Genomic DNA, 13,754 nt, shown 5'->3' on the forward strand with positions numbered 1-13,754 from the left:
GTGGAAGAGTGGTCGCGCTGCCTTTGCAAGGCTGCAGTGTCGGCCAGCTTACACCAGGGGGCGCAACGGCCCTATCTCGTCGGCCGCATCGTGCACGGGAAGGCGGAGCCAACGGCCCGGTTAAGAGCTCTCGGGCATGTCGACGGCGAGCTCCGGCTGCAGGTCGGGATGCAGGCGCTGGTGTTGCTCGTACAGATAGGAGCGGATGCGTTCGGCATCCTTGTCCTGCGGATATGCGACTTCGTAAGCAGTCATACCACCTTCGGCATAACGAATCCGGTGCGCGTTGATCTGAAAGGAGTCCTCTCCCGGCAATGCGAGGCGCATATGCAGGTGTTTGGGGGCCCGGTGTTTGGTTCCAGCGTCCACCAACAGGCCGTTGGGTGACAGCTCGTGGACACTCAGCGCGGTCTCGTTGCCGTCATTGGAGAGCAGTGGCAGCGGCTCATCCAGATGCAAGCGCCAAGCGCGCAGAACCGGTCCGCGCTCGTAGATGGTCGGAGGCGCCAGTTGTAATTGGACCGACTGGAACTCGTCCTGCTTCAGCTGCAGAGGGAACGACATGCAATATTCGTCGAGCTCGGCTTCGAGGGTCAGGTTTGCCTTCGCGGCCAGTTGTAAAAGCAGGCTGTTGGCCTTTTCACCGCCGTCGACGCGAAAGCCTGCCCGCGTTTCGCCCGGCTCCGTTGACGAGCCACTGACGAGTTCATTGATATAGGCCAGTTCGGCGCTGGTCAGATCCACTTTGTTCGGCATCCCGATTTCCCTCTCAAGGGCATGGGCAGAACCTGTCTGTCATGCCTAGTCGCTTCAGAACGTGGCAGAGACATCCGCGAGATCCTCTGCCAGGACGGCTTTGCGACCACGCGCTCGCGAACTAATTCCTTTTCGCCAGGCGGCAGTACTCTAGTAAGTGTAGAACCGCTGGGGCGGGGAGTATGTGTCGGATGCGGCATAATGCTCGGCTTTAACTCGAAACGGAGCGCATCATGAAAGTCGCCATTCTCTCCGGTACGGTCTACGGCACCGCTGAAGACGTTGCCCGACACGCTGCTACGGTACTCAACGCGGCGGGCTTCGATGCCTGGCACGACCCTCGCGCGCAACTTGCGCAGGTGTTGGAATTCGGACCGCAAGCATTGCTGGTGGTGACTGCCACCACCGGAATGGGCGAGTTACCGGACAGTTTCGTCCCGCTGTATACGGCGATCCGCGATCAGTTTCCGGCCTGGCAGGGCTTGCCAGGCGGGGTGATAGCGCTGGGCGATGCCAGCTATGGCGACACCTTCTGCGGTGCCGGGGAACTGGTTCGGGAGTTGTACGCCGAGCTGGGTGTCCGTGAAGTACAGGAAATGCTGCGTCTGGATGCCAGCGAAACGGTCACGCCTGAAAGTGACGCGGAGCCCTGGTTGGAGAGCTTTGCCACCGCACTGCGCGGCTGAGCGGAGCGCTGAGTGACTAACTGTCAGGATTGTCGATACGCGTCTGCCGGGCTGATTATGCGGGCGCTGGCAAATGCATGCAGTTGCGGATAGAAATCGCGAAAATCCTGCAGCAGCGGCGTGTAGAGCTGTTCGAGCTCGATGGCGCCGCCTGCCAGGCCTTCGGGGCGAGACAGTCGGCGGCTCATGCCGGCCACGACCTGCTCCATCACGGCGAATTCCCGATAGCTGCCGAGCCAGTCCTGCGCCGCCATGCGCGGCGCAATCAGGGCCAACTTGGCGGGTAGCTCGGCTTCCTCACGCAACACCTGATAAACCCGTGCGGTGAAGTCGTGCAGGGGTTCGCTGGCGTAGTCGTGCCAGTGCGCGGCCAAGCAATGATCAAAAAACAGGTCGACCAAAATCCCTGCATAGCGCCTGCGCTCGCGCGGAAAGCGCTGTTTCGCCTGGAGCACAACAGGGTGGCTGTCGGTAAAAACGTCGATCTGTCGATGCAGGCGAATGCCTGCTTCGATGTCGGTTGGCCAGCGGTCCTGCAAAGGGCCTTTGACAAAGTCTCCGTAGAGGCTGCCGAGCAGCTGCCCGGGTCGTTCGCCGCCGAGATGCAGGTGTGCAAGAAAATTCATGGGGCAAGTTTAGCAGCGCTTCCTTGCATTCAGCTTGCATGCGTTCCTAGCGCTTGATTGATATGGTTGGTGTTCCCTCAATCACCGCTGTCAGCTTGGAAAGGGCAGGGGGATGTATTCGCGATCACGGGTCGATGTTGATTCCCACTTTTCGCTGTTCATGGAGCCTGATGATGTCCTGGCATGAGCTGCTTGGTCCGTTGGAACACCTGCCGCCGTCTGCATCGTTGGACGGCTGGTTCGCAGCCCTGCAAGCGTATGGTCCGCGCGATACTTTTGAGCTCGCCGTGCTGGGCGGGCGCCGGGCCGCCACGCCGGGGCTGGCGTTTCTGGCCGGCTATCAGGCTGCCCTGAGGCAGCTATGGCCGAATGCTCCAGCAGGTCTTGGCGCATTGTGCGCGACCGAGGGTCGATTGCTGCGACCGGCTGACATGCAAACCCGGCTAGAGGGTATGCGAGTGACCGGCCATAAGGATTTCGTCATTGCGGGCTCGGCTGCTGCCTGGTTGCTGGTGCCAGCACGTGATGAAGTGCTCGGTGAGCGCCCGCGGCTGAGCGTCTGCGTGGTTCGTACGACTGATCCTGGCGTCCGTGTCGAGGCGGGGCCGGCCTTGGCGCTGGTGCCGGATATCCCGCACGGCCGCTTGCGATTGGCGAACGTGGCCTGCGACCGCTTGGCTGGCGACGGTTGGGACGATTACGTCAAGCCGTTTCGGACGCTGGAAGACCTTCACGTGCTAGTGGCTCTGGTTAGCTGGCTTTATGGCGTCGGGTTGCAATGTGGCTGGCCGCAACGGCTGCAACTGCAACTACTCGGCATCTTGCCTGGCGCGGCTGAGATCTCCCGGTTGCCGCCAGCGGATGCGGCAACGCATCTGTTGCTGGCTGCGCTGAATTTGCAATTCATGGCGCTCACTGAGGCGCTCGATGCTGCGCTGGCAGCCGGTCCGCAGCACTGGTCGGATCTCTGGCAGCGCGACCGCGGTGTGTTGCAGCTGGCTCGTAGCGCACAGGCCAAGCGGTTGGCGCAGGCAGCCGAGCTGTTTGGGCTGATGGCCGATGACGGCAGGCGTGACTAGCTAATCGCCAGTCTCCGGGAACTCCTCGCTGCGCTGCGGACCTATAACAGGCGTGCTGAAGTAGCACGGGTCAGTCTCCCCAGGCTTCAGCAACGCAGGTGATCGAAGCGCCCCTGTAAAATTACCTGACAAGGATTTCAATGCCATTGAGCTGTATCCCTACTCTGGTCCCTGGCGCGGCGTTGCTGCGGGGATGCCGGTCATGATGCTTGCCGGCAAGGTTTTCCCCTGGCGAGAGGGCAATCAATTCCAGCTACTGCTCGACGGGCCGCAGTTCTTCCCGCGCATGTTGGCGTGCATCAACGCTGCCCAGCATCGGGTCGATGTCGAACTCTATCTTGTTGAAGATGGCGCCTGCGCAGACCAGCTGACCGATGCTCTGGTCGCGGCCGCTAGTCGCGGTGTGCGGGTTCGCTGCCTGTTCGATGGCTTCGGCTGCCTCAAATTGGGACAGAAGGCGCGACAGCGGCTGACCGACGCGGGGGTCGACCTGCGTCAGTACAATCCGCTGAGACTTCGGTTGAAGTTTCGCAATCTGCACCGCGATCACCGCAAGCTGATCCTTATCGATGACACCCGTTGTTTTGTAGGCGGGACAGGGGCTACCGATGAGTTCTGGAACCCTTCTGAGCCGGATGAGCACTGGCACGAAGCGATGGTTGAAATCAGCGGCCCGCTCGTTGCCGACTGGCAGCATCTGTTCGATGTGCAATGGACGTTGTGCCTGAAAAAGAGAATCTGGCAGCTGCCGCTACCGCAGCGACTACCAAAGGTCCCAGCCAATCCGTCACTCGATGATGGCATGGGCCGAGTGGCCTACTCGGCGGCGCGGCAACATCGGGACATTCTCCATAGCCTGCTGCGCAACCTGCAGCGCGCCGAACGCAGAATCTGGTTGGCGACCCCTTATTTTCTGCCCACTGGCCGCGTTCGTCGGGAGCTGATGCGCGCGGCGAGACGCGGCGTCGATGTAAGGCTGTTGCTGACCAGCCGCAACACTGATCACCCCTCGGTCCGTTATGCCGGGCAGCGCTATTATCCAAGGCTGCTGCGAGCCGGCGTGCGCATTCATGAATATCAGCCACACTTTCTGCACCTGAAGATGGCATTGGTCGATGATTGGGTCAGCGTCGGCTCGTGTAATTTCGATCACTGGAATTTGCGCTGGAACCTGGAAGCCAATCTTGAAGCGGTCGACCGGCAATTCAGTGAGTCGGTGGCCAGCAGCTTTGAAACTGATTTTTCGCACAGCTTCGAAATTGATCTTGAGCAGTGGCATTCTCGTCCGCTGAGCCAGCGCGTCTACCAGCGCTTGTGGGGGCTGCTTGATCGGCTCGTGATTAACATCTTCAACCGAAGCGGCTGACGGCACTGGCCGGGCCGTTTATAAAGTGTCCAACTGAAAGGGAGAGCGTTCTGATGGCTGCGAAGAAAATTCTGATGCTGGTCGGTGACTACGTCGAAGATTACGAAACCATGGTGCCGTTTCAGGCCTTGCAGATGGTTGGTCATACCGTGCATGCGGTCTGCCCGGACAAGAAGGCTGGCGACACCGTCCGCACCGCGATTCATGACTTCGAGGGTGATCAGACCTATAGCGAGAAGCCCGGCCATAATTTTGCGCTGAACTTCGATTTCGCTGCGGTGCGGGCCGAAGATTACGATGCTTTGGTGGTGCCGGGAGGCCGTTCGCCTGAATACCTTCGCCTCAATGAGCAGGTGATCAGTTTGGTCAAGGCCTTTGGTGAAGCGAAAAAGCCGATTGCTGCGGTCTGCCATGGCGCTCAGCTGCTGGCGGCGGCCGATGTGCTGCAAGGGCGTGCGTGTAGCGCTTATCCCGCCTGTGCGCCGGAGGTCCGCCTGGCCGGTGGTGAGTTCGTCGACATTGGCGTCGACAAAGCACACACCGACGGTAATCTCGTGACTGCCCCGGCGTGGCCAGCACATCCCGCCTGGCTGGCTGCATTTCTCGAGCTGCTAGGGACCCGCATCAGTCTGTAAGATGCCGCTCCGTTCAAGGCCCGCTCCGGCGGGCCTTTTTGTTTCACTCCGCAGGCGCTGCCTGCTCAAGGTCTGAGGCCACCATGACCCAACCCCGAGACCCGCTCCACGGCGTAACGCTGGAATCGATACTCGTCGAGCTGCAGGCTCACTATGGCTGGGAAGGGCTGGCGGAGCGAGTCGATGTTCGCTGCTTCAAGAGCGACCCCAGTATCAAGTCGAGCCTGACGTTTCTGCGCAAAACGCCATGGGCCAGATCAAAGGTCGAAGCAATGTTCGTGCAGTTGCGTCAAACCGCTCTATAGCGCCGCGCTAGCCGTCCACTGCCCTCCATTCGTCGCTTTTCGTCAAATAAGCACGGCGCTCGTTCAAGTTCTCAGGTCCATGCCCGATGTCTGTAACAAATTGATTCGTCATGACCAGTGAGTCTGTCTAGAATCGACTAACCATACGGAGATCAAAGTGCGAAACAACGGACCTGTTAGCAATACCGAGCGGAGCTTTCCGGCGCATCAGCGTTTGATCTCTGCCACCGATACCCAGGGCAAGATTGTTTATTGCAACGACGAATTCGTTGCAATCAGCGGCTATGCCAAGGCTGAGCTAATCGGCAGTGACCATAATCTGGTCCGCCATCCAGATATGCCGCCGGCGGTATTTCAGGCGATGTGGGGCTACCTGAAGGCGGGTAAAAGCTGGATGGGCGTGGTGAAGAATCGCTGTAAGAACGGCGACTTTTACTGGGTCAGCGCCTATGTCACACCGATTCTCGACGACGGCAAGCTGACTGGCTTCGAGTCGGTACGGGTCAGGCCGACTGCCGAGCAGGTCGCCAAAGCCACTGAGCTCTATGCGCGTCTGCGGGCAGGCCAGCCTGCCGTTTCGCTCGGCCGGCGGGCCTCTGGCTGGGCACGTGTATTGGCACTGCCTGTGAGCGCAGCCGCGCTGGCGACGGCGGGTATGTTCTGGCTGCCGCCTGTGGTTGAAGTGGTCGTGGTGCTTGGCTTGTTCTTCGCGCTGGGCCTGAGCTCTCATGTTTCGGCGGAACGGCAGCTGAAGCGGATTCTTATGCGTGTTCCTGAAGCGTTTACCGACCCGGTCGTTGCGCTTACTTATACCCATCACTCAGGCCATGCGGCGCGTTTGGAAATGGCCTTGATCAGTGAGGACGCACGTTTGCGTACCGCGCTGACGCGTGTGTCGGATCTTGCCGTACAGGTCGAAAGCGCCTCGGCGCAAACGTCTATGCTCGCTAGCCAGACCGAGAACGACCTGCGCCAGCAACGCGGTGAGACCGACATGACGGCCACGGCGGTCACTCAGATGACGGCATCAATCACTGAAGTCGCCAGCCATGTGCAACAAACTGCAGCTGAAGCGAGCGCTGCTAATGGCCTGGCGAACGAGGGTGACCGGGTCGCAGCAAGTTCGCGCAAGGCCATGGAGTCGCTCGCGAACACCGTGACCAGTATCGGCAATGCGGTGAACGAACTCGCGGGCGAAACCCAGCAAATCATGTCGGCCGCCGGAATGATCCAGACCATCGCCGAACAAACCAATCTGCTGGCCCTTAACGCTGCGATCGAGGCCGCGCGCGCCGGCGAACAGGGCAGGGGGTTCGCCGTGGTTGCGGACGAGGTGCGGGCGTTGGCCAGCAAGACTCGAGAGTCGACCCAGCAGATCCAGGGCATCATCCAATCATTGACCACCAAGGCTGGCGAGGCGGTCGCGATCGCCCAGGTGGGTGACAAGGAAGCGGCGCAAGGACTGGCTCAGGTCATCGAGGCTCAGCAGGCGCTGCAAGGCATTCGTGAAGCGGTGAACCGGATCACCGGCATGAGCGAGCAAATGGCTGCCGCCGCGGAAGAGCAGGCGCATGTGGCGGAAGACATCGCACGGCAGGTTACCCATATCGCCGTAACCACCGACACGAATGCCGGCAAGGCGGACCTGACCATGCAACGTGGGCGCGAGCTGGAAGACGCCTCACGTGGATTGCGCGCGCTGGTTGAGCGCTTCAATCGCTAATCGCGCGTTGAAAGAATAAAAAAGCCCGGCAATTGGCCGGGCTTTTTTGTGTCGGCGTGTCGCTTACTGCACTTCGACCGCGAGGCTGTCGGCGATCTTCTGTTGCCAGATTGCTGGGCCAGTGATGTGCACTGACTCGCCGTTGGTGTCGACCGCAACGGTGACAGGCATGTCCTGCACTTCAAACTCGTAGATGGCTTCCATACCCAGTTCGGCGAAGGCCAGTACCTTGGACTTCTTGATTGCCTGAGCGACCAGATAAGCCGCACCGCCGACCGCCATCAGGTAGACAGCCTTGTTGTCCTTGATCGCGTCGATGGCGATCGGGCCGCGCTCGGACTTGCCGATCATGCCCAGCAAGCCAGTGCTCTCAAGAATCTGACGGGTGAACTTGTCCATGCGCGTCGCGGTGGTCGGGCCAGCCGGGCCAACCACTTCGTCACCGACCGGATCGACCGGGCCGACGTAGTAGATGAAGCGACCCTTGAGGTCTACCGGCAGTTCTTCGCCCTTGTTCAGCATGTCGACCATGCGCTTGTGCGCGGCGTCGCGGCCGGTGAGCATCTTGCCGTTGAGCAGGACGGTCTCGCCCGGCTTCCAGCTCTGCACCTCTTCCGGGGTGATGGTGTCGAGGTTGACGCGGCGTGCGCTCGGGCCGGCTTCCCAGACGATTTCGGGGTAGGCATCCAGCGGCGGTGGGGTCAGTTCGGCCGGGCCGGAACCGTCAAGCACGAAGTGTGCGTGGCGGGTGGCGGCGCAGTTGGGGATCATGCACACCGGCAGCGAGGCGGCGTGGGTCGGGTAATCCATTATCTTCACATCGAGCACGGTGGTCAGGCCGCCGAGGCCCTGGGCGCCGATGCCCAGCTGGTTGACCTTCTCGAACAGCTCCAGACGCAGCTCTTCGATGCGGTTCTGCGGGCCGCGGGCTTTCAACTCATGGATGTCGATGGATTCCATCAACACTTCCTTGGCCATCACCGCCGCTTTCTCGGCGGTGCCGCCGATGCCGATGCCGAGCATGCCCGGCGGACACCAGCCGGCGCCCATGGTCGGAACGGTCTTCAGCACCCAGTCGACGATGGAGTCGGATGGGTTGAGCATCGCCATCTTCGACTTGTTTTCCGAACCGCCACCCTTGGCTGCGACGTCCACTTCCACCTTGTCGCCGGGGACGATGGAGTAGTGGATTACCGCTGGCGTGTTGTCTTTGGTGTTCTTGCGGGAACCTGCCGGGTCGGCCAGGATCGAAGCACGCAGAACGTTCTCCGGCAGGTTGTAGGCACGGCGAACACCCTCGTTGATCATGTCGTCCAGGCTCATGCTTGCGCCGTCCCAGCGTACGTCCATACCCACGCGCACGAATACAGTGACGATGCCGGTGTCCTGGCAGATCGGCCGGTGGCCGGTCGCACACATCCGCGAGTTGATCAGGATCTGTGCCATGGAATCGCGGGCTGCTGGCGACTCTTCGCGCAGGTAGGCCTCGTGCATCGCCTGGATGAAGTCGACGGGGTGGTAGTAGGAGATGAACTGCAAAGCGTCAGCAACGCTTTGTATCAGGTCGTCTTGCTTGATCACGGTCATGCAGCGCGTCCTCTTGGCGGGGCGAAAACAGTGCGTATCGAGAAAGCGACCGACACGCTCAGTAAAAAATGCGCGGCAGTATAACCTGCCGTAGAGCAGGGAACACAGACGGACCAAAGGTGAAGGGATGCACTGCGGAAACTGGCATGACGCTGGCAGCGACACGGCGTTGCACTACGGGCCGAGATGTCGGCTCCACATCGGCGCGAGCGCAATAGCAAAGGTCTTGTTGAAGATGATCGTCCGATGGCAGCGGTTTCTGGTGATGTTTTCTCATACTGTCGATACAGCTGCGTATAGGATTTTTACAACGCGCAGCGTAAAGTGTGACGAATTGCCACTATGGGATGGATTCCATGCGCGCTAGTCGTGACGAAAGCGAACAGCAAGCGCTGCAGTTATTGGTGACCAAGCGCTTTGGCATGGCGGCCGCCACCTACGGTCTGGCATTGCTGCTCACCTGGATTACTGTGGCTGCCGGTTTCTACCAAGCGCCGGTCGAGACGGCGGTCGCGGGGTCGGTGATGATTGCGGCCAGCCAGTTAACCTTTTTCTGGGTCTTCTATCGAGGCCACAACCTGCGCTTTCGCGACCCCAGTCTGACCGAACCACAAGTGCTGGTTGCCTTGGTCTGGCTGACCTTCTTTCTGTTCAATCTCGGCGATAACCGTGGATCGTTGCTGGTGCTGTACGTGCTGGTGCTGATGTTTGCTGTGTTCCTCCCGCCAAAAATCTTTGTTCGTTATGCCGTGCTGGCGCTCTTCAGCTTCGTCGGTATGGTGTATTTCGATGCGCAAATGGGTCACCTGAATGACCCGCAGACGGCACTGCTGCAGACTGGCGTGCTGCTGGTGACCCTGGTTTGGATGTGCTTGTTCGTCAGCTATGTCTACAGGTTGCGCCAACGCATGCGTCAGCGCCGCTTTGCTCTGCAGGCTCACCAGGAAACGCTGCGTGGCATGATGCGGCAGCTGGAAGACCTGGCCTCGACCGATGAGTTGACGGGTCTCTACAACCGCCGACACTTCCTGCGCAAGGCGGAAGCCGAGCTGAGTCGGCTACGGGCAGGGCATCAGTCCGGCCTGGCGCTGATCGATCTCGACTATTTCAAACGGGTCAACGACCTGCATGGACATGCAGTGGGTGATCGGGTGTTGCAAACCTTTGCGTCCGTGGCTCGATCCTGTCTGCGAGACGACGACATATTGGCTCGCTACGGTGGTGAAGAGTTCGTTCTATTGTTGCCGAACACCGACGCCGAGCAATTCAGCGCTTGTTGCGAGCGCTTGCGCGAAACTTTCGCCAATGCCCCGCTGCCGGAAGGGGCTAAGCAGGCTGGTCATTTGAGCCTCTCGGTCGGCTTGACCCTGCTTCGTGAAGGCGACGATCTGGATGAATCCTTGCAGCGCGCCGACGACGCGCTGTACCGAGCCAAGGGAAATGGTCGAAATCGGTGCGAGACCAGCTGGGCTGCGGTGAATGCCTGAGATCACCCACGGGGAGCGGACCTGGCGGGTGGCGAAGGGCAGCAATCTGCTCGATGTGCTCAATGATGCCGGCCTCAACGTACCCTCTAGCTGCCGAGCAGGCAGTTGCCATGCCTGCCTGGTGCGCTGCCTGCAAGGGGAGCCGCAGGACGCCCGCCCGCAGGCACTCGACGCTGCCAGGCGCCTGGAAGGCTGGCGGCTCGCTTGCCAATGCAGTGTGGCGGAAAACCTCGAGGTTGCGATTTTCGACCCAGCGCGCGAAGGGGTGCCGGCGCGAGTGGTCGGGCACGACTGGCTGGACGACCGGGTTTTGCGGTTGCGCCTGTTGCCCACCGCACGACCGCTGCGCTACCAGACGGGTCAGCATGTGCTGTTGTGGAGTAACCATGGAGTCGCCCGGCCCTATTCATTGGCAAGCGTACCCTGGGAAGACCACTGGCTTGAGTTTCACCTCGATTGTCGGCACAACGGTGCCTTCTGCGATGTGGCGCGTACGCTGACCGTCGGTAACACTCTGCACTTGGGCCAACCGCATACCGGCGCGCTGCGCTACGAGCCCGAATGGCAGGCGAGGCCTTTATTGTTGCTGGCTGCCGGGACGGGACTTGCCCCGCTCTGGAGCCTGATGCGAGAAGCGCTGCATCAGGAGCACCAGGGACCGATCCGTTTGCTGCATTTCTGCCGTGGAGCCTCCTATCTGCAAGGGCCGCTCGAAGCGCTTGCCGAGGCGAATAGCAACCTGAGCATCGAGTACGTCGATAGGGGGCATACAGGCAGCCGTCTGCAGTCGCTGCGCGCCGCATCGCGTCAGGAGATCGCACTGATATGCGGTGGAAGCGGCTTTGTCGAAGACTGCGCAAAGCGCATGTTTCTGGCGGGGCTGCCGCGGGGGCAGGTATTGAGTGACGCCTTTCTGACCCGTCAGTTCGGGGCATAACGAACTGAAGCAGGCATAGACCTTCTTTAATTGGGAACGGCGCGCCAGGCCGCTCTGACCGGCAGCTGGCGCGCCGCGCCAATCAGGTCAACGAATCGCCCACACGCAGGATCTTCATGGTGTTGGTGCCACCGGTGCCGTGGTAGGTGTCGCCCTTGGTCAGGATCACCCAGTCGCCAACATTGACGATGTTGCGCTTGAGCAGCTCGTCCACAGCCGACTGGCTGACCTTGTCGGCGGGCAGGGCTGCCGGGTCGAAGGGGATGGTTTGCACGCCGCGGAACATGGCGACACGCGCCTGAGTGTCGCGATGGGGCGAAAAGGCGAAGATAGGTACTGACGAGCGAATCCGCGACATGATCAGCGGGGTGTAGCCGCTTTCGGTCAGGCTGATGATCGCCTTGACACCGGGGAAGTGGTTCGCCGTGTACATCGCGGCCAGGGCGGTGCTTTCGTCGCTGCGCTCGAAGCGCTGACCAAGACGATGGCCCGACTTGATACTGGTCGGATGCTTCTCGGCACCGACGCATACGCGCGCCATGGCCTTGATGGCTTCGACCGGGTACTCGCCCGCGGCGCTTTCGGCCGAGAGCATCACTGCGTCGGTGTAGTCGAGCACGGCGTTGGCTACATCGGACACTTCGGCGCGAGTCGGCATCGGGTTCTGAATCATCGACTCCATCATCTGGGTCGCGGTGATCACCACCTTGTTGTTGCGGCGCGCATGCAGAATGATCTTTTTCTGAATGCCTACCAGCTCGGCATCGCCGATTTCCACGCCCAGATCGCCACGCGCGACCATCACGCCATCACTGGCGCGGATCAGGCCATCCAGCGCTTCGTCATCGGCGACGGCTTCGGCACGCTCGATCTTGGCGATCAGCCAGGCGCTCGAGCCGGCTTCGTCGCGCAAGCGCCGAGCCAGTTCCATGTCAGCCGCGTCACGCGGGAAAGAGACGGCGAGATAATCCAGGTTCATGTCGGCGGCCAGCTTGATGTCGGCCTTGTCCTTGGCCGTCAGCGCCGGTGCGGTCAGGCCACCGCCACGACGGTTGATGCCCTTGTTGTCCGACAGTGGCCCGCCGATCAGTACGGTGCAGTGCAGTTCGTCGGCCGTGGTGGCGTCCACGCGCATGACCACGCGACCATCGTCGAGCAGCAGTTCGTCACCGACGCTGCAGTCTTTCACCAGATCCGGGTAATCGATGCCGACCACTTCCTGGGTGCCAGCATCACGGGGGTGGGTGACCGAGAAGCGAAAGCTGTCGCCTTCGGCCAGCTCTATGCGCTTGTTGGTGAACTTGGCGATACGGATCTTCGGCCCCTGCAGATCACCGAGCAGCGCGACGAAGCGACCGTGCTTCGCGGCAATGTCCCGTACCAGCTGCGCGCGTGCGCGATGCTCATCCGGCGTCCCGTGGGAAAAATTCAGGCGGGCCACATCAAGCCCGGCAACGATCATTTTTTCCAGCACCTCTGGCGAACTGCTGGCTGGACCCAGAGTGGCGACGATTTTGGTACGGCGCGAGATCATTCAATGCTCCTTTTTCAGAATGGCGGCGAGGCTACTATGCCGGGCGGCTGTAGTCATTGTTGGGCTGCACTACTCTTTTGGCAGTGGCCTGGCGGGTGTTCAAGCGACGTTCGGCAGCCGAACGGGCTGTAGTTTTTTTGCTGACGGTCGATACGCCAGCATCGGAGGAACCACCTATGCGCACACTGTTCATCATCTTTCTGGCCACCCTCAGCGTAGGCTGCAGCAGCAGAAATGCGCTCGATCGCCATCTCGATATGGCCTACAAGCAATACGAGCTGGGTGATTGCGGCCAGGTCATGCTCGAGCTGTCCCAGGCTGAACGCCGCAGCCGGCCACGGGATAATCTTCAGCCGGAAATGTCGCTATTGCGTGGGCAATGCCTGGAACGTCAGGGCCTGTTTGTCGATGCGGCACAGACCTACCAGTTCATTCAGTCGCGCTATCCGGCCAGCGAATACGCTTTTCGCAGTCGCGCCAGGCTGGAGACGCTGCGTCAGTTGGGGCACTATCAGCCCGAGGAACGGGTGGTGACCCACGCCGTCAAACCCTGAAACGAGAGCCCGGTCATTGCGACCGGCAGGGAAGGATCCCATGCGTATCGCATTCCTGATCGTCAGCGTTTTGTTGACCCCGCTGGCGATGGCCGACATCTACCGCTGGGTCGATCCGGGAGGCAACGTGCATTTCAGTGCGAAGCCGCAGCCTGGCGCAGAGCAGGTCGAGGTCCGGCCGCAGGTGGTCGACAGAGACGATGCGACCCGGGAGCGCCAGGCGCGCACGGAGCGCTTCTTCGAGGCTCGCCGGGAGGAACAGGAGGCGGCCAGGTTGGCAGCGAGCGCCAGGCAGGGGCAGCGTGAGCAGGAGTGCCTGCAGCTGCGCGACCGCTTATCGAGGCTGTCTCAGGGCGGGCGCTACTTCAGTGCCGATGCAAAGGGTGGGCGGGTCTACTACAGTGATGAAGAAATAGGGGCGGCGCGGCGGCAGTTGGCCAGTCGTATCAGTCAGATCTGCCGCTGAAGGCCGGACACGG

At 61.0% G+C, this 13,754-nt stretch carries 14 protein-coding genes; 10 read left to right on the top strand and 4 right to left on the bottom strand.

What is annotated here, in order from left to right; all coding sequences use genetic code 11:
• Positions 1-120: 120 nt before the first annotated feature.
• Positions 121-744 carry a PilZ domain-containing protein gene (locus ACSSNI_RS16590; RefSeq protein ID WP_325166576.1) on the bottom strand — a complete coding sequence of 208 codons (624 nt, stop codon included), beginning with the start codon at positions 742-744 and terminating at the stop codon, positions 121-123.
• A 245-nt stretch (positions 745-989) separates the two neighbouring features.
• On the opposite strand from ACSSNI_RS16590, the gene ACSSNI_RS16595 reads away from it, so the two are divergent.
• Entirely contained in the window at positions 990-1,442 is a 453-nt protein-coding gene (locus tag ACSSNI_RS16595; protein WP_200638592.1) for a flavodoxin, read from the top strand.
• Positions 1,443-1,465: 23 nt separating this feature from the next.
• Here ACSSNI_RS16595 and ACSSNI_RS16600 read toward each other — a convergent pair whose 3' ends face one another.
• Complete coding sequence (locus ACSSNI_RS16600) at positions 1,466-2,068, bottom strand: acyl carrier protein phosphodiesterase (protein ID WP_200638593.1); 603 nt, start codon at positions 2,066-2,068, stop codon at positions 1,466-1,468.
• 173 nt (positions 2,069-2,241) lie between these two features.
• Between ACSSNI_RS16600 and ACSSNI_RS16605 the strand changes: the two genes are divergently transcribed.
• From ACSSNI_RS16605 to ACSSNI_RS16625, 5 genes are all read left to right on the top strand, one after another.
• The gene (locus tag ACSSNI_RS16605; RefSeq protein WP_200638594.1) at positions 2,242-3,147 is read left to right on the top strand and encodes an acyl-CoA dehydrogenase middle domain-containing protein; all 906 of its coding nucleotides are present in this window, start codon (positions 2,242-2,244) and stop codon (positions 3,145-3,147) included.
• 205 nt (positions 3,148-3,352) lie between these two features.
• Positions 3,353-4,513 (top strand): phospholipase D-like domain-containing protein, encoded by a 1,161-nt coding sequence (locus ACSSNI_RS16610; RefSeq protein ID WP_180981504.1) that lies wholly within the window; start codon positions 3,353-3,355, stop codon positions 4,511-4,513.
• Positions 4,514-4,563: 50 nt separating this feature from the next.
• On the top strand, positions 4,564-5,148 hold the full coding sequence (locus tag ACSSNI_RS16615; RefSeq protein ID WP_187433574.1) for a DJ-1/PfpI family protein: 585 nt from the start codon (positions 4,564-4,566) through the stop codon (positions 5,146-5,148).
• A gap of 83 nt (positions 5,149-5,231) precedes the next feature.
• Positions 5,232-5,453 carry a VF530 family protein gene (locus ACSSNI_RS16620; RefSeq protein WP_200638595.1) on the top strand — a complete coding sequence of 74 codons (222 nt, stop codon included), beginning with the start codon at positions 5,232-5,234 and terminating at the stop codon, positions 5,451-5,453.
• A gap of 157 nt (positions 5,454-5,610) precedes the next feature.
• A complete protein-coding gene (locus ACSSNI_RS16625) occupies positions 5,611-7,176 on the top strand; it encodes a methyl-accepting chemotaxis protein (protein WP_200638596.1) in 1,566 nt (521 codons plus the stop codon).
• A 63-nt stretch (positions 7,177-7,239) separates the two neighbouring features.
• Here ACSSNI_RS16625 and ACSSNI_RS16630 read toward each other — a convergent pair whose 3' ends face one another.
• The gene (locus ACSSNI_RS16630) at positions 7,240-8,763 is read right to left on the bottom strand and encodes a fumarate hydratase (protein WP_102835667.1); all 1,524 of its coding nucleotides are present in this window, start codon (positions 8,761-8,763) and stop codon (positions 7,240-7,242) included.
• A gap of 356 nt (positions 8,764-9,119) precedes the next feature.
• Between ACSSNI_RS16630 and ACSSNI_RS16635 the strand changes: the two genes are divergently transcribed.
• Together ACSSNI_RS16635 and ACSSNI_RS16640 are read left to right on the top strand one after the other, a co-directional pair.
• Positions 9,120-10,250 (top strand): GGDEF domain-containing protein, encoded by a 1,131-nt coding sequence (locus tag ACSSNI_RS16635; RefSeq protein WP_200638598.1) that lies wholly within the window; start codon positions 9,120-9,122, stop codon positions 10,248-10,250.
• The gene (locus tag ACSSNI_RS16640; RefSeq protein ID WP_200638600.1) at positions 10,243-11,187 is read left to right on the top strand and encodes an iron-sulfur-binding ferredoxin reductase; all 945 of its coding nucleotides are present in this window, start codon (positions 10,243-10,245) and stop codon (positions 11,185-11,187) included. Before ACSSNI_RS16635 ends, ACSSNI_RS16640 begins: the two co-directional genes overlap by 8 nt.
• Before the next feature lie 82 nt (positions 11,188-11,269).
• Here ACSSNI_RS16640 and pyk read toward each other — a convergent pair whose 3' ends face one another.
• Positions 11,270-12,721, bottom strand: a complete 1,452-nt coding sequence (pyk, locus tag ACSSNI_RS16645) for a pyruvate kinase (protein WP_148926699.1) — start codon at positions 12,719-12,721, stop codon at positions 11,270-11,272.
• A 176-nt stretch (positions 12,722-12,897) separates the two neighbouring features.
• On the opposite strand from pyk, the gene ACSSNI_RS16650 reads away from it, so the two are divergent.
• Together ACSSNI_RS16650 and ACSSNI_RS16655 are read left to right on the top strand one after the other, a co-directional pair.
• A complete protein-coding gene (locus ACSSNI_RS16650; protein WP_200638602.1) occupies positions 12,898-13,275 on the top strand; it encodes a tetratricopeptide repeat protein in 378 nt (125 codons plus the stop codon).
• 40 nt (positions 13,276-13,315) lie between these two features.
• Positions 13,316-13,741, top strand: coding sequence for a DUF4124 domain-containing protein (locus tag ACSSNI_RS16655; protein WP_200638604.1), 426 nt, complete (start codon positions 13,316-13,318; stop codon positions 13,739-13,741).
• Positions 13,742-13,754 lie beyond the last annotated feature (13 nt).

The sequence above is a fragment of the Stutzerimonas tianxiuensis genome, from assembly GCF_053470365.1.